The 19,592-nt window shown below is 42.3% G+C and carries 19 protein-coding genes; 13 read left to right on the forward strand and 6 right to left on the reverse strand.

The window, feature by feature from the left end; all coding sequences use genetic code 11:
* Positions 1 to 71: 71 nt before the first annotated feature.
* The 3 genes from EHS15_RS15415 to EHS15_RS15425 are packed head-to-tail and all read right to left on the reverse strand — an operon-like array spanning position 72 to position 4,438.
* On the reverse strand, positions 72 to 1,745 hold the full coding sequence (locus EHS15_RS15415) for an adenylate/guanylate cyclase domain-containing protein (RefSeq protein WP_135761438.1): 1,674 nt from the start codon (positions 1,743 to 1,745) through the stop codon (positions 72 to 74).
* Between the two features lie 39 nt (positions 1,746 to 1,784).
* On the reverse strand, positions 1,785 to 2,198 hold the full coding sequence (locus EHS15_RS15420; RefSeq protein ID WP_135761439.1) for an organic hydroperoxide resistance protein: 414 nt from the start codon (positions 2,196 to 2,198) through the stop codon (positions 1,785 to 1,787).
* Between the two features lie 38 nt (positions 2,199 to 2,236).
* Entirely contained in the window at positions 2,237 to 4,438 is a 2,202-nt protein-coding gene (locus EHS15_RS15425; RefSeq protein WP_135761440.1) for a hypothetical protein, read from the reverse strand.
* Between the two features lie 348 nt (positions 4,439 to 4,786).
* Between EHS15_RS15425 and EHS15_RS15430 the strand changes: the two genes are divergently transcribed.
* The 10 genes from EHS15_RS15430 (at position 4,787) to EHS15_RS15475 (ending at position 13,419) form a co-directional block, all read left to right on the forward strand.
* Positions 4,787 to 5,071, forward strand: a complete 285-nt coding sequence (locus tag EHS15_RS15430) for an LIC10816 family protein (protein ID WP_135761441.1) — start codon at positions 4,787 to 4,789, stop codon at positions 5,069 to 5,071.
* A gap of 319 nt (positions 5,072 to 5,390) precedes the next feature.
* Positions 5,391 to 6,830, forward strand: coding sequence for a cytochrome-c oxidase, cbb3-type subunit I (ccoN, locus tag EHS15_RS15435; protein ID WP_135761442.1), 1,440 nt, complete (start codon positions 5,391 to 5,393; stop codon positions 6,828 to 6,830).
* Entirely contained in the window at positions 6,827 to 7,516 is a 690-nt protein-coding gene (locus EHS15_RS15440; RefSeq protein ID WP_135761443.1) for a cbb3-type cytochrome c oxidase subunit II, read from the forward strand. The genes ccoN and EHS15_RS15440 overlap by 4 nt, the downstream gene beginning before the upstream one ends.
* 7 nt (positions 7,517 to 7,523) lie before the next feature.
* The gene (locus EHS15_RS15445) at positions 7,524 to 7,670 is read left to right on the forward strand and encodes a cbb3-type cytochrome c oxidase subunit 3 (RefSeq protein WP_135761444.1); all 147 of its coding nucleotides are present in this window, start codon (positions 7,524 to 7,526) and stop codon (positions 7,668 to 7,670) included.
* 2 nt (positions 7,671 to 7,672) lie between these two features.
* Positions 7,673 to 8,206, forward strand: coding sequence for a cbb3-type cytochrome c oxidase N-terminal domain-containing protein (locus EHS15_RS15450; RefSeq protein WP_135761445.1), 534 nt, complete (start codon positions 7,673 to 7,675; stop codon positions 8,204 to 8,206).
* Between the two features lie 39 nt (positions 8,207 to 8,245).
* A complete protein-coding gene (ccoG, locus tag EHS15_RS15455; protein WP_135761446.1) occupies positions 8,246 to 9,613 on the forward strand; it encodes a cytochrome c oxidase accessory protein CcoG in 1,368 nt (455 codons plus the stop codon).
* The gene (locus EHS15_RS15460) at positions 9,603 to 10,088 is read left to right on the forward strand and encodes a FixH family protein (protein WP_135761447.1); all 486 of its coding nucleotides are present in this window, start codon (positions 9,603 to 9,605) and stop codon (positions 10,086 to 10,088) included. The genes ccoG and EHS15_RS15460 overlap by 11 nt, the downstream gene beginning before the upstream one ends.
* The gene (locus EHS15_RS15465; RefSeq protein WP_135761448.1) at positions 10,085 to 12,493 is read left to right on the forward strand and encodes a heavy metal translocating P-type ATPase; all 2,409 of its coding nucleotides are present in this window, start codon (positions 10,085 to 10,087) and stop codon (positions 12,491 to 12,493) included. Before EHS15_RS15460 ends, EHS15_RS15465 begins: the two co-directional genes overlap by 4 nt.
* Positions 12,490 to 12,654: a cbb3-type cytochrome oxidase assembly protein CcoS gene (gene ccoS / locus EHS15_RS15470; protein ID WP_135761449.1), complete on the forward strand. Its 165-nt coding sequence runs from the start codon at positions 12,490 to 12,492 to the stop codon at positions 12,652 to 12,654. The genes EHS15_RS15465 and ccoS overlap by 4 nt, the downstream gene beginning before the upstream one ends.
* On the forward strand, positions 12,655 to 13,419 hold the full coding sequence (locus tag EHS15_RS15475) for a sulfite exporter TauE/SafE family protein (RefSeq protein ID WP_246052195.1): 765 nt from the start codon (positions 12,655 to 12,657) through the stop codon (positions 13,417 to 13,419).
* Here the strand turns inward: EHS15_RS15475 and EHS15_RS15480 are convergent.
* Positions 13,416 to 14,645: an MFS transporter gene (locus EHS15_RS15480; protein WP_135761450.1), complete on the reverse strand. Its 1,230-nt coding sequence runs from the start codon at positions 14,643 to 14,645 to the stop codon at positions 13,416 to 13,418. The genes EHS15_RS15475 and EHS15_RS15480 overlap by 4 nt on opposite strands.
* A 299-nt stretch (positions 14,646 to 14,944) precedes the next feature.
* Between EHS15_RS15480 and EHS15_RS15485 the strand changes: the two genes are divergently transcribed.
* Together EHS15_RS15485 and EHS15_RS15490 are read left to right on the forward strand one after the other, a co-directional pair.
* Complete coding sequence (locus tag EHS15_RS15485) at positions 14,945 to 15,331, forward strand: VOC family protein (protein ID WP_135761451.1); 387 nt, start codon at positions 14,945 to 14,947, stop codon at positions 15,329 to 15,331.
* Positions 15,332 to 15,364: 33 nt separating this feature from the next.
* Complete coding sequence (locus tag EHS15_RS15490; RefSeq protein ID WP_246052197.1) at positions 15,365 to 16,234, forward strand: AraC family transcriptional regulator; 870 nt, start codon at positions 15,365 to 15,367, stop codon at positions 16,232 to 16,234.
* Positions 16,235 to 16,252: 18 nt separating this feature from the next.
* Here the strand turns inward: EHS15_RS15490 and EHS15_RS15495 are convergent, their stop codons facing one another.
* On the reverse strand, positions 16,253 to 17,446 hold the full coding sequence (locus EHS15_RS15495; protein ID WP_135761452.1) for an RtcB family protein: 1,194 nt from the start codon (positions 17,444 to 17,446) through the stop codon (positions 16,253 to 16,255).
* Between the two features lie 91 nt (positions 17,447 to 17,537).
* Between EHS15_RS15495 and EHS15_RS15500 the strand changes: the two genes are divergently transcribed.
* The gene (locus tag EHS15_RS15500; RefSeq protein ID WP_135761453.1) at positions 17,538 to 17,897 is read left to right on the forward strand and encodes a DUF3703 domain-containing protein; all 360 of its coding nucleotides are present in this window, start codon (positions 17,538 to 17,540) and stop codon (positions 17,895 to 17,897) included.
* Between the two features lie 39 nt (positions 17,898 to 17,936).
* Here the strand turns inward: EHS15_RS15500 and EHS15_RS15505 are convergent, their stop codons facing one another.
* A complete protein-coding gene (locus EHS15_RS15505) occupies positions 17,937 to 19,556 on the reverse strand; it encodes a C1 family peptidase (RefSeq protein WP_135761454.1) in 1,620 nt (539 codons plus the stop codon).
* Between the last annotated feature and the right edge of the window lie 36 nt (positions 19,557 to 19,592).

Below are 19,592 nucleotides of genomic sequence, written 5' to 3' on the forward strand. Positions count from 1 at the left end.
CCGCCTAATGAAGTGTAGATAAAAAAGGCTACTCGTTTAGGGGATAAAACGACAGAGTTCTGAAGAGGAATCTATTTCGAAACGAAAAGGCTCTCCAATTGCGAGCCGGAAGGGATCGCATAAATAGTCATAGTTTCCTTCTTCCCCCTAACGGAAATTTGATGTTTATCGAAAGAAGTAAAATCCAAATTCGTATGTTCCGCAACATCGGTGGACAAAATCAATTCGCATCGATAGTCTTTCGTGGCAGATTCGAGTCTGCTTGCCGTATTGACCGCATCTCCTATGGCGGTGGGAGTTTTGGAATTTCCGAAAGTTCCCAAAATAGCAAGTCCGGAATGAATCCCGATTCCCATTTTCAAAGGAGAAGGGATCTCGTTTTTCAAACGTGAGTTGAGAAGAAATAATTGTTCGCTCATATTCTTTGCGGCAAGAACCGCTTGTTTGCTGGCGTTCTCCAAACTCTCTTCCATACCGAAGACTGCCATCAGACCGTCTCCCATGTATTTATCGATCACTCCTCCCGCTTTTTCCACTTCCTTGCCCACTTGCAAAAAATAAGAATTCAAAACGAATACCACATCATAAGGCAACAAATGTTCGGCGAAAGAAGTAAAACCCCTCAAATCGGCGAACATAACAACGATTTCTTTTTCTACCCCGTACAAATAACGGGGTTTATGCCTTGCATCTTCCAAATTCGCTTGGGAAGGCAAAAGAGGTTCGATCCGAATGTCGGACTTTGGTTTGGTTTGACAGGCAAGTCGAACCGAATGAGGCGCGGAGATGCGTGATAAAACGGCAGCTTCTTCGGGACTGGGAGGATCCAAATCCGCAAGTCCCGATTCCACATGCACTCTGCAAGTAGAACATCGCCCTCTTCCTCCGCATACATTCGCATGAGCCACCTTTCCCAGTTTGCTTGCTTCCAAAATTGTAGTGCCAGGAGAAATGATTGAAATCACCCCTCCAGGATACGAAACCTTTATCGTTTTATTTTTCTTATATGATTTCAGCAGGATGAATCTGACGAGGAAAAGAACACCTAACAAAAGATTCAATCCGACCGTTGCATTTGTTCCCAAAGCCATCGAATAGGCTTTGATTTCCTCAGGAGGCAAAGGCAAAGAGGAAAGATATTCGGAATACAGAACAGGATCTGCAAAAATTAAATTCACTTCCTTTTCAGCGGATATGATTCCCATCACTGCACAAAAAGGAAACAGAACGGCAAAAACCAAAATCAAATTCGAATACTTTACGAACCAGGATTGATATCGAATCCAATAATAAATTCCCAAACATCCGTGAACCCAAACCAAGACCAAAAGAAAGATATCGGTAGCGATCACCCAAGGACCGAAAACAAGCATCAAATAAGTATAACTGTCTTTGATTCCCAGAAAACCGGACATTCCTATCGTTGCGAAAATATGCCCGATAAGAACCTGAGGGATTAAAAATCCGAAAGAAATCTGAAGGATCTCCCCCGCAGACATTTTCCAAGTTTTTTTAACTAACAAAGGCAATATGGCAAAACATAAATGAGCGAGAAAAGAAAGAATCAAAAGGGAATGAGAAAAAGGATTTCTCCAAAGAAATAAAAATACGGATCTGCCTTGTTCCAAACTTTCCAAGGAAACGATTCCGAAACTATGATTGAGAAGATGAGTGAAAGAGTAAAAAAATAAAACTAGGCCGCTGGCCAGCCGAATTCGATTTTTCCAACCAACGATCAGATTCATAACTAGTTGTTCTTTTGCAGAGAAGAAAGAGAAAAAACGTTAAACAATGTTTAAAGTTACCTCAATATTTCCTCGAGTGGCATTGGAATAAGGACAAACTTGATGTGCTTTTTCCACAAGAGACTGTGCTTCCGCACGCTCCAAACCGGGAAGATGAACTGCCAAATTTACGGAAAGTTTATAACCCGCTCCTTCCTTATGCAGGCTCACTTCCGCAGTAACGGTAGATCCTTCGGAAGAAACTTTGGCAAATCTAGCGACTAGTTTCAAAGCGCTATGAAAACAAGCGGAATATCCGGCAGCGAACAATTGTTCGGGGTTCGTGAACTCTCCGCCGGAACCTCCCAGCTCCTTAGGCATAGCAAGAGTTAAATCTAAAACTCCGTCACTGGAAAGAACTTTCCCTTCCCTTCCTCCACTGGCTGTTGCTTTTGCAGTATAAAGTGCCGACATAGTTATCTCCTTTTCGTCAATTTAGAATAGGCCAAATCTTACTTCAAATATTTAGAATAACCGAATTCAATTTCTTTGATCATGTAATTGATATATTCCATGACTTCTCTGTCCGATTTGTAAAGATTAGCTTCCTTTCTGTAATTTTCCGCCAGTTTTTCCCTACAGAGAGGCGTTTTAAAATCGGCCTTACTCACGATCAATTCCTTTGGCCGGTTTCTCACCTGTATGGAGTTGGGAACCCGAATCACAACTGAAATCTGAAGAAGAGCGTATTCTACTTCGGAAATCATCTTCTCGTCTTCCTTTTTGCGATCTTTTAAGGGAAGGAGAGATTTGATGTTTTCCAATTCTTCCTCTATCTTATATCTCAATCGTTTCGAATCGTAGACCTTTTCCAATATATCATTGAACTTCTTGGGATAAATCAAGTTTTCGGAAGCCTTAATGAAACTTAAAAAACTCTCTTCCCTTTCCGCATTCTTACGTTTGCCGCCCGCCTTTTCCGATTTGGAAAAAGCGTCTTTTCTTAAAAAATAAGCCAGCGCCGCTCCAACACCCAGACTCAAAACGAAACCGATGAGCAACAACTGAATTTGGTTTAAGGAAATCGCAAGAACGAAGGATAATACAGAGCCGGATAAAAAGCCGATCGCTCCCGCTGGGATATTAAAACGGGAATGAATTGCATCTAAGTCAAGTTTGGCTGTCTGCTTCGCATCGGAAGGAGCAGTCTCATTTTGTTTTGCCTCTTTCTTGGAAGAAAGCAGATCCAATTGGTCGTCCTTTCTTTCCAAAAGGCTTTTTTTCATTTCCTCAAGCCTATAAATATCTTTGGAAAGGGAGGAATCCGCCTTTTGAAGATCCTGGAGATGATTGAAAACTTCGGAGAAGTATCTTTGATCCAAAACGAAAAGTATCTTTTGATTGGCGTCTCTGATCTCTTCGAAAACGCCGAACCTGGCAATAAGTGCGGAACGAATTCTTTCCTTCGCTTCCTTTTTCTCATCTACACTTAACTTAGTAAAGGCGGCAACCTCTGTGTCCAGATTGATCTCAGTCATCGTTAAAGTTTTCGAAGTATTTTCCCTGATTCTGATTTCCACCGAGGAAAGATAGTCTACAACGACCGCATCCAATTCATTTTTGCCGTTTTTCTTCAATGCGGCAGAGAGTTTCGCTAAAATTTCAATCCCCTTCAAGGAGGATTCCGCCCAAACTTTCGCCTCGGGGAGATTCAATCGGTCGAAAGGAAAATGACCGATCATGGCAGAAACGGAATCAGTAAACTTCCAGCCTTCGGAAAGTAAGGCGGAGAGTTTTTGAGGAACCTTGGATTCCAAAGTTTCGGCTTGGTCAAGAAACAAATGGAAATTATTTTCCTTGGCGATTTGTTTCAGGAATTGAAACGCAAAAATGCAAATCGCATCCAATTGAACTGCGATATGTCTTTCCAATTCGGAAACGAAAGAAGCCCCTGGAACAATGATATGATAGTCGTTTGTCACCTGCCAAAGTTTGCCGGTATCCTTTCCGTAAGATACCGCATCTTGGATGAAATCAGGAACGGGAACAGGATCATAAGGCTCGAAACCTTTTTTAATGATGGAATCGATTTCAAATTCATAAGAGAACTTCAATGGTGAATAAGTCACATTTCCTTTCACGACTTCCGAAATTAAGAATCTTCCTGGATGTAACTCTTCCAACAAGGGAGCTTTTGTGGCCCGATTCTTCAGAAGGATGTTCAAAAGATCGGTGGAATAACGGAAACAAGAACGTCTGTAGGGAACGATATCCGTCTTTTCTTGGTTTTGCGGTGCAATGATTGCGATCCTTACGGAAATACGATTCTCCAATTGTAGAAAAAAAGGATACAAATACACATAACGGTTCTTAAATCCTTCTTTTTTATTGGAAAGCTCCGATATAGCTTCGCTGATCGATTTTTCCGTTTTATGAGTTTCTGGAAGATGAACTTCCTTATGCAAAACTCCCGGAACCTGATCCAAAGTGAGAAAAAGAGAAGGAGTGATTTCGGAACTTCCGTGCATCTCGTATCTTCTCTGGCGAATGCGAAGTTCTTCCAAGATGGCTTGCGCCGCTGCGGAGAAGCTTGTGGAATGTTTAGGAAGAACTAAAAATGCGGATTCCGCATCTACTTTTACGAATTCCTCTAACGATGGAGGAGGACCGTCTACTTGAAGTTCCCAATCAGGGTTCTCACTATTTTCTGGCACTGGGTTAGGACTCCGTTCTCCCTATACAAGACGAGAAAGAACTGCCTTTTTCGGGAATCTCTTCAAGAAGTAGTCAGATTTCCGACAATGAGTCAATTAGATTTGTGTCCGACAAAAGGGAATCGGTGGAATCGGATTGGCGTAGAAACCGTAAAAGGTAGGATCTAAAGGCAATCCGAGCCAAACGACAAGGAAGATAAACTTACTACTACAGAATTTTTCTTGACATATTTATGGCCTGTGAAAGGCGCGGACAAATAGAAAGAAACTAATTTGCAATTTTTTTACTTTTTTGCGAACATTTTGACACACCCAAAAAGTCTAAATTGCAAAAGGAGGTGACCAAAAATGAATGCTATAACAATTTTTGCGTTAGCTTTATTAGCGGTTCCTGTTTTTGCTAGATTTGCAAAAGTATCACGAGAGGCGATAGTTCACTATCACTTGATTGGATTAGGCGGTCTGTTTATGTTAGTAGGAGAAGCTACTAGGATTACAGCGGATAAAATCTCTTTCCTCGCCTATTTACTTCCGGCGATAGACGTCACTACCGCAGTTCTCGCATACGCAGGCGTCCTCTTTGGAACCTTGTGGTTGGCACTCCACTACATCAAAAACCCCAAAGAGATATAAATACCTTTTCCTAACTGAGTAAAGGTAAAAGTAGGCAGAGATCGTTCTGCCTACTTTTTTTATGTACAGACGATCCATGAAAGCCCTACTCGCCCTCTAACTTCAATTATTATAAAGATTCTAATTCTCAGAATAATCATACAATGCAGGAATGCATCATTTCACATAAGAAGTAAATTTGAACCAGTATGAAATCGACTGCTTCGATTGACAATTATCATACAGTGTAAAAAGCAAAGAGCCGTTGGATTTCTTGCTTCCGAGTCTTCTCATGAAAACATGGAAGACAATCTTCAAGGAAGAACCGGAGAAACCAAGAATGAGTTCAATGGAACAAACATATAACAACGGAATTGTGAAAGCATTTCTGATATCCGCACTGGTATGGGGAGTTGCCTCGATGTTAGTCGGAGTCTGGATCGCGTTTCAAATGGTCTACCCCGAACTAAACATCGGGCCTTATTTCACATTCGGAAGACTTCGACCGCTGCACACGAACGCAGCCATCTTCGGATTTGCACTCAGCATCATCTTTGCGACCGGCTATCATACGGTACAAAGGCTTTGTAGAGTAAAAATTTGGAGTGACACTTTGGCAAAGGTCCACTTCGTTCTTTACAATCTAACGATTGCCCTTGCTGCGATCACCCTTCCTTTGGGGATGAACCAATCCAAGGAATACGCCGAGTTGGAATGGCCGCTCGATTTATTAATCGTTGTTTGGTTTGTAATCTTTATCTTCAATTATTTCGCAACTATATTCACTAGAAACGAAAAACAATTATATGCGGCCATCTGGTTTTACATCGCATCATGGGTCACTATCCCCATCCTGTTTATCGTAAACAATCTCTCCATCCCTGTCAGCTGGATCAAATCCTACTCAATATTCTCGGGCGTTTATGATGCAAACATACAGTGGTGGTACGGTCACAATGCAGTGGCTTTCGTCCTTACGACTCCTTTCCTAGGTTTGATGTACTACTATCTTCCTAAACACATCAAACAACCGATCTACAGCCATAGATTGTCCATCATTCACTTCTGGAGTTTGATTTTCATCTATATCTGGGCAGGTCCTCACCACCTTCTTTATACTCCGCTCCCTGATTGGCTTCAAACAACAGGTATGGTATTCAGTATTATGCTTTGGATGCCTTCTTGGGGAGGTATGTTGAACGGATTTTTAACTCTCACACAAGCTAAGGAAAAAATCAAAACGGATGCCACCCTAAAGATGTTCCTGGTAGGTATCACCTTCTACGGTATGTCCACATTCGAAGGCCCTCTTCTTTCCATCAGAGCCGTCAGCGGACTCGGTCACAATACGGATTGGATCGTAGGACACGTACACGGAGGAACCTTAGGATGGGTAGGAATGATGTCCTTTGCAGTGTTATACTACCTGGTCCCTCGTTTATGGAACACGAATCTTTTCTCGGAAAGATTGGCAAATACTCACTTCTGGCTGGCGACTTTGGGAATTCTACTCTACGTGGTTTCCATGTGGGTTTCCGGAATTACGGAAGGTTCTATGTGGAGAGCGATCGATGAAACGGGAGCTTTAAAATATCCGAACTGGGTACAAATTACGGAAACATTAAAACCGTACAGATTGTTCCGAGGGATCGGCGGCGGTCTCTACTTCATCGGACTCATCATTATGATCTACAACTTAGCCAAAACCATGGCAACATCAGGTTCAGGATTTAAAGAAATCGATCTGAGAATGGGATTAAAAGAGGAGAAAAAAGCATGAATTGGTTTGATGCACTATTGGATTGGTTTTCCGGCTTCACGGATCAGTGGGAAAAGAACGGAGTCAAATTCACTCTTTATACGATGATTGCGATTCTCATCGGAGGTATTTTCGAACTCATCCCTCCCTTCTTTCTTTCCAAAACTGCGGAGCCGATCTCAGGCGTCACTCCCTACAACGCTTTGGAGCTTGCAGGAAGAGACGTTTACCAAAAAGAAGGATGTAACAATTGTCATACGCAACTGGTTCGACCTTTTAAATGGGAAGTGGATCGTTTCGATCCCCAACAAGCCTATGGAAAGGACGGATATTCCAAAGCGGGAGAATTCGTTTACGATCATCCTTTCCTTTGGGGTTCAAAAAGAACCGGGCCGGATCTGGCGCACGAATCCCAGATCCAACCGTCTGCCGCATGGCACAAAACGCACTTAATCAATCCTAGGGATACTGCGAAAGGTTCCGTAATGCCAGCCTATCCTTGGTTATTCGAAGAATCGGCAAAACTGGATCCTGCTCTTATCGCAGAACATATGAAAGGTCTGAAAAAGATAGGAGTTCCTTATACGGATGCGGACATCCATTCGGTGCAGTCATTGGTAAACGGAAAAACGGAAGGAGACGCACTGATCGCTTACCTTTTGAAACTGGGAAAAGACAGCGCTGCCTTATCCAAGAACTTACAGTGAGGCCTATATGGACTTAGATAGTTTACAAATTTATAAAGCGTTGCGTTTGCCTGTAATGATGATCGCAATCGCCGTCATCAGTCTTTATGTTTATCGAAAATCACGTAAGGACAGGATCGAAGAACCCAAATATAGGATGTTAGAGGAAGATTAAAGATGAGCGACCCAAATAAGGAATTTGACGGAATCAGACAAGCGGAGAATCCGCTTCCCGGATGGTGGAAATGGGGCTTTCTCCTTGGAATCATAGTGGGAATCATCTATGCTGTTTACTTTCACGTTTTTTCGGGAGAAGAAATGGCGGATTACTATTCTTCTCAAGTAGAGGAATACACCAAACAATTTCCCAATAAGAACGTGGCTTTGGAGTCTACGGACGGATCCAATCCTCTGAGAGGGAACGCAGATGCAATCGCAGCGGGAGAAACCACTTTCAAAACCTATTGTGTTGCCTGCCACGGCCCTACCGGGGAAGGACTCGTTGGTCCGAACCTAATGGACAAGGAATGGCTTCACGGAAATACGGACAGCGAACTCTATGAGAACGTAATGAAAGGAATCGCAATGGACCGAGCCAAAATGGGAAGAGGACCAATGCCTCCTCATGAAATGAGCCTAGGTTCCGAAAAAGTATATCAAGTGTTAGCTTGGATTGCTTCTAAAAACCCGAACGTTTTGTCCGGTAATTAAACGAACTCCCGGATTTTTCCGGGAAAGGCAGAGAAATAAATGATTATCTCACGCCCGATTACAGGAAAGATCAGAACTGCACGTAACTACGTGCAGTTCTTCCTGATACTGCTTTTTTTCACGGCCCCCTGGCTCCGATGGGAAAATATGCCTCTCATCCGATTGGATATTCCCGAAAGGAAATTTTTTCTCTTAGGAAACATATTCACACCTCAAGAAGGTTATTTTCTACATTTGTTCCTGATAGGAATGGGATTGGCCCTATTCTTTTTTACAACTTTAGTAGGAAGGGTTTGGTGCGGATGGGCTTGTCCTCAAACCATCTATACAGATTTATTCGATTTCATCGGAAGGAAAATCCAAGGAAACAAATACGGCAAAAAAGATGCCTCTGTTTTTCTAAAAATCATCACCCACGTCTGCTGGATTCTGGTGAGTGCCATCGCCTCCTCCGCATGGATCTCTTACTTTGCAGACCCTTATCTGATGTGGAACGATCTGTCCGACTTAGGAAGCGGTTTGCCTTCATGGAGCCCCTATCTCGCTTTTTTTAGTTTGGCGATGTATGCGGATATGGCATTCATTCGGGAACAATTCTGCAAATATGCATGTCCTTACGCTCGATTTCAAACAGTGATGATGGATGCTCATTCAATCAACATCACTTACGACCATAAAAGAGGAGAACCTAGAAGAGACGGTAAAGTCAAAATCGGAGACTGTATCTCGTGTAATATGTGTCTTGTGGTATGCCCTACGGGAATCGATATTCGGGAAGGAACCAATGTAGGATGTATCGCCTGCGGTAAATGTTCCGATGCCTGCACGGGAGTGATGGCAAAAGAAAACAAAAAAACATTGATCGGTTACTCTTCCGAAAACCAAATCGAAACCAGGGATTTTTCAGTGCGTTGGATACGTCCCAGAACGATCATCTATGCAAGCGGACTTCTACTCGTTTTATCCTCACTCAGTCTGCTTTTATGGAACAGAGTACCTTTGTATCTTTCCGTTCTGCCGGATAGAAACATCCAACCCATTTCTCTCGGAGAGGGAACCATCCGTAATTTTTACGAAGTACAGATGCAAAACCTAACGATGACAAACAGGTCTCTTAAATTCGAAATCCAAAAGAAAGATTTGGAAGGAGAAGGAAAAATCCTAATAGGAGGAACGGAGGAAGCAGTCATTGAACTGCCTGCGAATTCGAACCAAAGATACAGACTGTTCATCGAACTTCGCCCTACGAAGGAAGACTCTAAAAAAAGAAGCCATTCCATTTTCTTAAAAGTCACAGACACCGAAGATTCCCGTTTTTTTAAAGTCAATGAAGTTCCTTTCCTTTTGCCGGAAGGAATCGTCCAAAATAAAATTCAATTGAAAGAGAGGATCGTATATGCACGTTAGTCTAAAGAGAGCGTTTTTTTTCATAGGCCTCACATTTCTGACATTGTTCCTAGCGACTGCGGTTACCATCAAGATCGCATTGAGCGGGCACACTCCTCCTATGGATGCAAATTATTACGAAAAAGGTTTGAACTACGACAAAGCGGTTGCCAGCCAAAAGGAAATGATCGCAAAAGGATACGATTTCGAAGCGGATTGGTTTCAAAACCAAAGCAGCTTGCGACAGGGAAAACAAGTCATAACAGTCCGTTTGAAACAAAATGAAAATCCTGTTTCAGGAGCTGAGGTCAAACTCAGATGGGAAAGAAGTGCTACTGATTCTTTCAACGTGAATTCAGTATTAAAAGAAACATCTAACGGTAAATATACGGGAGAGATTGAAATTCCTTTTGCAGGTTCTTGGAGAGCGGTTCTCACTGCGAATACGAAAGATGGCAGTCTGGAAAAGACAAGACAACTTCGGATCGAACCTTGACAGTATCTACCTTACAGTCCTGCTTTCACTGCAATTCTCCCATCGAAACTCTTGTTTCCGTAGAAAAGGAAGGTGTCAGAAGGGAGTATTGCTGCCAGGGATGTGCCACTGTATCCGCCTTACTGTTGGAAAACGGATTGGATCAATTTTATCAAATCCGAGGCACTCAAGTATTGGAACCGAAACGCACAAACCAGGAGAAAGATTCGGAAGATGTAGATACTGCTTCCGTTTATGAAGAGTTTGTGGATAAGGTTTCTGAAACGGAAAGTTCCGTTCTGATCACAATCTCAGGGATCCATTGTTCCGCCTGTGTATGGTTAATCGAAACCGCAATGACACAGACCCAAGGAATTTCCGAAGCCAGAATCAACTTCGGGACAGGAAGATTGAAATTGGTTTTCCGAAACGGCTTCGCCACCCTAGGTGAGATTTTTTCCCAAATCCGTTCCCTTGGCTACACTCCCCATTTATATTCCCGTCTGAAAGAATCAAAGGTTTCTCAGCCTTTTAGAGATCTGGCATTTCGTATGGCCACTGCAGGTTTTTGCTGGGGGAATATCATGTTATTTTCCGCAAGTCTCTATGTGGGTTATTTCGAAGGGATGGAGTGGAATATCAAAAACTTATTTCATTATCTTTCTTGGATTTTAGCCACACCTGTTTACTTTTATTCCGGTTATCCTTTCTGGAAGGGAGCTTATGAATCCTGGAAAAGGAAAATTCTTTCCATGGATACTCTGCTTTTTGCAGGAGTGAGCCTTGCTTATTTTTACAGCGTTTATGTGACCCTAACAGGAAAAGGTGAAGTTTATTTCGACTCAGTCTGCACGATTTATTTTTTCATTCTGTTGGGAAAGTATTTGGAAGCGATGATTCGTTATCAGGCGGGTGCGAAGATGGGAGAACTGCTTTCTTCTCTTCCGGAAGAATATGATGTGAAAACGGAAGACGGTTGGGAAAAAAAAGCTACCTCATCCATCCGAAAGGAAGATACGGTTCGTTTGGTGCACGGAAACAGAGTTCCCGTAGACGGGAAACTTTTAACGGAAGAATCTTTCTTCGATGAATCTTTTCTGACTGGAGAAAGTAATCCCATCCGTAAAGAAAAAGGAGATACGGTAAAGGCAGGCTCCCTCTCTCTTTCTTCCGGGGTTTTACTTCTATCCTACGGAACTGCCAAAGAAAGTTCTTTGGCACAAATAGGAAAACTACTGGAAGATTCTCTTCTCGCCAAACCGAAAATCCAAAGACTCACAGACAAACTCGCATCCGTATTTATCAAAATCGTTCTTCTGTTTGCAATAGGAACGTTCATCTATTGGTTTTATGTAAGTTCTTTGGAAACTGCCATTCTCAATACGATCAGCATACTCATCGTAGCCTGTCCTTGTGCATTAGGTTTGAGTGTTCCTGCCGCTCTCGTAGTAGGCCACCTGCTCCAATCGAAAAAGGGAGTTTTAGTCAAAAACCCGGAGACTGCGGAAATACTTGCCAAAGCGGATCGCATCTTCTTCGACAAAACGGGAACCTTAACCACCGGCAAACTGGAATTAAAGGAAGAAATCGTTATAGCAGATTCGGAAAACAAGGAACATTACTTGGATTTAGCGATAGACTTGGAAACACATTCCAGTCACCCGATAGCAAAAGCATTCGTAAAAACTTTCTCACAAAACAGATCTTCTTCTAATTTTGATTGGCAGCATCTGGAAGAGATTGCAGGGCAAGGAATGTCTGCGAAGGATCGGGAAGGAAATACTTACCATATAGGAACTAAAAATTTCGCAACGGAATCGAACTACAAAAATGACGGTAAAATTTATTTCAGTAAAAATCGAATTCCCCTTCTCTCCTGGGAATTCGGCGACAAACCTAGAACTGATGCGAAAGAAACGATCCGCAAACTCAAAGAAATGATCCCTCATTTGGAAATTCTATCGGGAGATATAGAACCCAAAGTGAAATCTCTCGCAGACGAACTGGAAATCGCAAACTACTCCTCTCAACTTTCTCCTTCTGAAAAAAGGGATCGCATACTAGAAGCACAGGACAATGGAGAAATAGTTGTTATGTTGGGAGACGGGATCAACGACTCTGCCTGTATCGCTCAATCGAATCTGGGAATTTCGATGGGAATGGGTTCCGATCTTTCTTTGGATCGTTCCGATATGATACTCATCCAAAACCGTTTGGATTCCCTTCCCGGTTCCATTGCCATCTCCCGCAAAACAAGAACAATCATACTTCAAAATATAGTATTGTCTTTGATCTATAATTCGATCATGATCCCTTTGGCGGCATTCGGGTATATGCTTCCTGTCATCTGTGCCGGGTTTATGACATTAAGCTCCTTTACAGTAGTTCTAAATTCCGTTTCCATGAAAAGGAGGGTCTCTTTATGAACGCATTGTATCTTACCATTCCCATAGCACTTCTCATTGCGATGGGAGCATTTTATGTATTCTATAAAGCCTATCGCTCCGGACAATACGAAGACATCGAAGGCCCCAAATATAGAATGTTATTCGACGATGATTCTCCCAGCCAAAAGAAGGAAACTTAAATGGACATCACACTTACACTTTTAGGATCCGCATTTGTCACTGGTTTGGTAGGTTCCCTGCATTGTGTGGGAATGTGCGGACCTCTTGCAGGAACAATTTCCCTGTTTTCCTCGGACAAATCCAAAAACATCTTCCTCCAATTTGCATACAATTCCGGCAGACTTTTTTCCTATTCCTTAATAGGAATGCTTTTGGGGGCTTTAGGGGAAAGAACCAATCTGACTTTTTCTTTTTTACTTCCTGTTCAGGAAGTTACAGCATGGATCGGAATTTCCGTATTGATGTTTTTGGGAATCTCTCTTCTTTTCGGGAAAACACCTCTTTCCGCAGGTTTCCTAGGAAAAATCATAGGTAAAATCGCAAAACCATTTTTAGGTGAACTTACCTCCTCCAAACCTGGCCTTTCCAAAACAATACTTCTAGGGTTCGGATTCGGATTCGTAACGGGCTTTCTTCCCTGCGGTGTTTTGTATCCTGCATTTGTGACCGCTTTTGCCAGCGGAAATCCTTTGTTAGGTGCAGGAATCATGATGTGTTTTTTTCTGGGAACCTTTCCCCTATTGTTTCTCTTCGGGGTTGGTTTTAAAACAGTATTTTCAAAATGGAGAGGAAAGTTGGTTCGTTATGCGGGAGGAGTCGTGGTGATGGTATCCATTTTTATGATTCTATTTCGGTTCGGACACGATCACTCCGGCCATTCTCCTGCGGCAGGCACTTCCTCTCAGGAGGAAATGCACCACCACCACGAACATCACCATCATTAAAGGGGTTTGTGCTGTTTTTTCTTTTTTTCCACGAGAGAATTCACATTCCCCATAAAAACGACAGTTGCTAAAATCGCAAGACCCACTACAAAACCAAGTTCTTCGTATCCTTCCAAATATCCGCTGGGTGTCTGAACCACGATAAGCCCTGCGCAAGTTGCCGCAATCCCACCTGACAACTGTTGCAGGGAAGAACTGATCGCCATATACGCTCCTCTATCTTTCGGTTCGGGAACCGCAGAAGTCAATGCGTTCGCAGAAATCATCCTTCCTGTAATGAACACAAACAACAAACTGTTGATCCCTATCACTAACCAAAGAGGGGAAATTCCCAACTGGGTGTAGTAGAGTATGATTGTAGTCGCTAAAAAAGATGCGATTGCGAACATTTTATACTTTCCGATGGAATCGCTCAATCTTCCAATGAGAGGTCCTCCTGCAATGGAAACGATTCCGGTGATCATATAAATCAGAGGAAGTTTCTCCAAAGAAATTCCTAAATTATGAACTGTGAATGCACTTCCGAAAGGCATCAACATAAACCCTCCTGTTGCAAGAAGAGTCGTTGCCAAAAACCCGGGAAAGTAACCCACATTGGTCAAAGTGTTCCAAAGATGCAAAAATGCATTTTGATGTCTGGCTGCTTCCAAATGGGAATTGATCGGCTGTAAATATACGAATGCGATGATTCCAACGATTCCGCTCACTCCTGCGATCATCAAAAAAGGAGAATGCCATCCCCATAAGTTAGAAATATAAACTCCCAACGGAAGCCCGAATACCTGGCTTGCCGCAAATGCAGTCATCACAAACCCCATCACCCTTCCTCTGACTTCCAAAGGAAATAGGTCGGCGATGATAGCGAAGCTGATGGAAGAGATCACTCCTCCGAAAATCCCCGTAATGATGCGGGCAGCTAATAAGAATTTGTAATTGGGAGCGACTCCGCAGAATACCGTTCCCAGAACGAAACCAGTATAAAAAAACAGAAGTAGTCTTTTTCTATCGAAACGATCCGCAAAACCTGCCGCAATCACTCCGGATGCCCCCGCACTGAATGCATAGGCGGATACTACCAGTCCGAATTGGGTGGTGGTGATTCTAAGTTCTTCGAGAACCATCACACCTAACGGAGACAATATCATGAAATCGAGAACGATTGTGAACTGTAAAAACGCCAAAAGGGCGATTACGAAAATTTGGTAGGAATTGAATTTGAAATTCACTTAGATTTCCTTGAATTTTATTATTAAAAACGTTTCAGAATGACTGTCAGAAAAAACAAAGAGAATGGAAAACCAGGGAATCGTCTTTCGGGCAAATCCGACCGCCGGTAATGAAATCATTTTTGGGGAATGAATCGTCGCAAGAAAAATCTTCCCGGTGAGATGAGAAATGGAAATGTAATCTTGATCGAACCTACAAAAACAAATACGGAAATTGCGGATGGATAACGGTAAAAATAGCAAAAACGATCCAATCTGAGATTCGAAGCGGTATATACTGATTTCATAAGGAATTGAATATGAAAGTAAGCAAAATTCAAAAGGGAATCATCACTAAAAAACTATCGGAGAACAAAGAGTTTTACCAAGCCTGGTTCGGAATGGAAATCAAATTCGAAACGGATTGGTTTCTTCTTATGCATCTTCCCGATGATCCTAGTCAAGAAATTGCATTTATGCTGCCAGGAATGGAAGCGGTTCGAAAAAGATACTTTCAAGAGGAATACTCCGGAAAAGGTGTTTGGTTGATCTTCGAATCGGAAAATGTTCACTCCCTCTATGAAGAAATGAAACGAAAAGGAGCACCCATTGATCTGCCTTTGACGGAAGAAGAATGGGGAGATGTGCATTTTACTTTGGTTGATCCCAACGGAATCGGAATCGATATAGTGCAATTACGTTCTTGAAATCAGAGAACGCCTCCCGTCCTATGTGTATGAGTGACAAAACTAGGAAGGGAAAGGCTGTATCCCGTTTGGGAATACATTGAACAAAACCTGGAAGGGCAATTCGGACTGAACCAAATTGCCTTTTTCAGCAATTTATCTCCCTGGCACTTCCATCGTTTCTTCAAAAAACACCAAAAAGAAAACGTTCAAAACTATATCAAAAGGCTGAAGATAGAAAAGGCGGCCTATGAACTGAAAATATCCGACTTCCCTATTTTGGAAATCGCAATGGAAGCAGGATACGAATCCAACGAAGCGTTTACAAGAGCCTTCAAAAGATATATGGGAGCGACTCCTTCCCAATACAGATCCAAATTAAAGAAAACAAACAAACCTAAGGTGAATCTAAAAGGGTTGGTTTTTCCTGAGGGAATACAACAGAAAGAATTTAGGAAAAAAGAAATTGCTCCGTTTGAAATCGTTTATGTCCGCCATATAGGATCCTATTCCGATCTCCCCGGCCCTCTTTCCGATTCCAAGGAAGTTAAACTTTTGTTAACGTTCATAAATACGATTTCTTCCTTACCTGAAAATCACAAATGGGTGGGAATTTCTTTGGACGATCCTAATATTTCTCCGGAAGATAAGATCAGATTCGATTTGGGAATCACTGTAGGAAATAAGATCCATTCCGTTCCTCATTTAGGAAAACAAACGGTAACGGGCGGGAAATACTTACAGGTTCGATATAGGGGAAGTTATACGAACCTTCCTTCGATTTATGAATTTTTAATGCAAGATTATATTCCTGCGGAAAAAATCCATCTTCGTAACTCTCCCCCGTTCGAAATTTATATGAATCCTTTAGGAAAGGAAAAGGAAGAAAAAATCACGGACATCTATCTACCGATTCAAAAATGATTTTCTCTTCCCTATCGTCTATCCTTTGATGCACATCACCTGCCTCAATTCATACTCGATCGTTACCAATTCCTTTTGGTAATCCATCACCTGCTCGATGTCTTTATAGGCTCCGGGAATTTCATCGATCACAGCTTTATCTTTTCTGCATTCGATCCCTTTCGTTTGAATCGCAAGATCATCCTCTGAGAAAATTCTCTTTGCCTCGGAACGACTCATCTTTCTTCCTGCGCCATGAGAAGCGGAACAAAAAGAATTTTCATTCCCTAAACCCTTTACGATAAAAGACTTTGCTCCCATGGAACCGGGAATGATTCCCCTTTCATCCTTCTTTGCAGAGATGGCTCCTTTACGAGTGATCACCAAATCTTCTCCGAAATAATTTTCTTCGGATACATAGTTATGATGACAAACAACTCGATCGACCTCTTCCAAATCGGGCAAAAATCTTTTTAACGCATTTTTATAAAGTTCAAGCATAGTGATTCGATTCAAATAAGCGTATCTCTGTGCCCAAAATAAATCTCTTCGATAAGAATCCATCTCCTTCGTTTTTGCAAGAAAGACGGAGAGTTCTTTGTCCGGCAAATACACATTATGAGATAAATTTTTGGCAATGCCTATGTGGTATTCAGCCAATTCTTTCCCTATATTTCTGGAACCGGAGTGTAACATCATCCATACGGTATCGTTCGTATCCAAACAAAGCTCGATAAAATGATTTCCTCCTCCGAGTGTACCAACTTGCTGTGTTGCCTTAGAATATTGTTTTTGAACGATCTCGGAAAGGGTCTTGAACTCATTGAATAGATCGCGCCAAAAAGTAAAGTTAGGACCGTGTTTGAATAAGGAAGCGAAAACTTCCTTAGAATGTCCGCTGAAACCTACAGGAATATCACGTTCCACTTGGCTGCGAATCTCTTTTAAGGAATCGGGAAGCCTGTCCGCTTTCAAATTCGTTTTCACTGCAGCCATACCGCAGCCGATATCCACGCCTACGGCCGCAGGGCTTACCGCATTCTTCATTGCGATGACGGAACCCACAGTTGCCCCTTTACCGTAATGCACATCAGGCATTACAGCGACATGTTTGAACGTCCAAGGAAGCGCTGCTATGTTCTTCAACTGAGTTAACGCAGAATACTCTACTTCGTTATAATCAGTCCATAGTTTGATGGGAACGTTCTGGCCTTTTAACTCTGAAATGCACATATGGAGTTATAGACTCATTCAGTAGAAAAAAAGATAATATATTTACTAAAAAAAGAATGAAATTTATCATCTCTCCCGACAAACTACGATTATGAATCCGATTCTCAAAGAAGCATTTGAAACTGAGATGCATCATGCAAAAGAATCATATCGTTCCCAAGATTGGGAAAAATCTTTCCTTCATTTGGAAAGAGCGCACATCCTAGGTCAAAGAGATGCGGTTCCTCATACAATCAATCATTGGTGGATGTTGAAAGTAGGAGTTCGTAACAAAGATCATACGGAAGTTTTAGGTCAGATCGTTAGGATTGCAGTGGCAGGGATCGGTTCTATTTTAGGAAGAGCACCTATGGGAAATACGGGAGGCGCAAATGTGGGAATATTAACTCCTATGCCGATCCCGGAGGATTTAAAAAAGATATTCATCCGAGCCGGTCTTCCTGCGGGATGATTCAGGCTCGAATGAATTTTTCTTAGATCATAGAATCGATTATTCTTTATCGAATTCTATGATCAATGCATCCACTTTGGATGCGTCTTTTTCTTTACTAGTCAGTTCGATGAAATCGCCTCCGCTACCTAACTTCGCTGAGGTGCTAAGTCGGGAAGAAAGCGCTTTTTTGATTTTATCTCCGTATGTTTTTCCGCTGCTGGAGTTGATTTGAGAATTCAATTTTTTATAATCCAGGTTTTCGGATGAAAAAACGACTGCGATCGAATCTCTTTTTCCTACATTGTCCGCTTCCAAACTTTGTTTTCTAGGAAACACTCTCACACCACTGGTTCCGCAATAAGGGGAATGGTTGTCGTTGTAAGGAAACAATACGTAAGAACTTCCATCCGTTTCTTTTCCGAAGATATAAACATAGGTAGGAGAATCGTTCTCTACGGAAACCTTAAACCTAGTCCCCTTTTTAATCGGATCAGTTGTTCTATACGTGAAGTTGTCTTCTTTGGAAAGTTGAATGTATTCTTCGGATTTATTTTCGATGAGGCCGAATTTTAACTTACGGACATCTTTTCTAGAAGATTGCACTGGAGGATACACGGAGTATGCTTCCCGAACGAATGTATTAAAGTCTTCATAACGAAGCCAGAACACACCCTTACTTCCGAACTCTTCTCCCCAAGAATTCATGATTTGAATGGCACCGCCGTCCTTATCGTCATCGTAACCGATGGCTGTCATGGCGTGTCCCCCCCAATCCCCTACCTCTTTTCCTTTTTTATATTTTTTGATTTCCGAATAATCTTGTTTAGACGGATGCCAAACGGCTTCCTCAAGTCCCATAAACGATCCGCCCACTTCCATCGAGATCACTACGGGAGAGCCGTTCGCCAAATATTGTTTTACGGATTCCAAATCAGTATCGTATTTTTCACCGTCTTCTGTTAGGCGCTGAAACCCTTCTATCCTAAATTCGCCCGCTCTGGATCGTTCGGAAGAACTTGGTTTTTTTCTACAGCTTTCTTCGTTATATGGAAAATCAGAAAAAGGGAGACTTCCTTCCTTTTTCAAAGTAGTCAAAAGATCGATCGGATAAGCGCCGTCGCACTCGGAATCCGTATTTTGATTGAAAAGATAAGCGGGGCTAAATGCGATTTTATCGGGATTTTCCCCCGTCATTTTTGCCTGTAGAATGGTTCTAGCGGCGTAAGAGATCGCCCAACCAGTGCAAGAACCTTGATCCCCTTGGTTCTTTCTCTTGGGAGCATACTTCAACATGGAAGACTTTGCAGGAAGTTCGTTGTAACTGCTCGCCAATTGTTCGTAAACGGGAGTGGCTCTGTATTTTTTATCGTCAAACTTAGCACCTAACCTTCCGGAGGAACTGGACTTACGCTCCACTCCCTCATCCTCATCATTATAGGATTCTTCCACTTCCACATCGTCGGAATCGTTCGTGTTATCGTCAAAATCAGCAAGGCAAATAAAACTCAAACCGCCAAGGAGCAAAATAGGGATCATTACTTTCGGATAACGAAAGATAAGCCCTCCTACAAGTGCAAGAATCGCAAAGATCCAACCACCAGAGCCGGAACTATCGTCCCCTTTCTTCTTCTCTTCCTCTTGTCCGTCATCATCGTCATCTGTCATTCTGATCGGCATTCTTATCTCCTTCTCTCACTGTGAGCCCAAGATGGC

This window comes from Leptospira idonii, from assembly GCF_004770995.1.
GTDB classification, from domain to species: domain Bacteria; phylum Spirochaetota; class Leptospiria; order Leptospirales; family Leptospiraceae; genus Leptospira_A; species Leptospira_A idonii.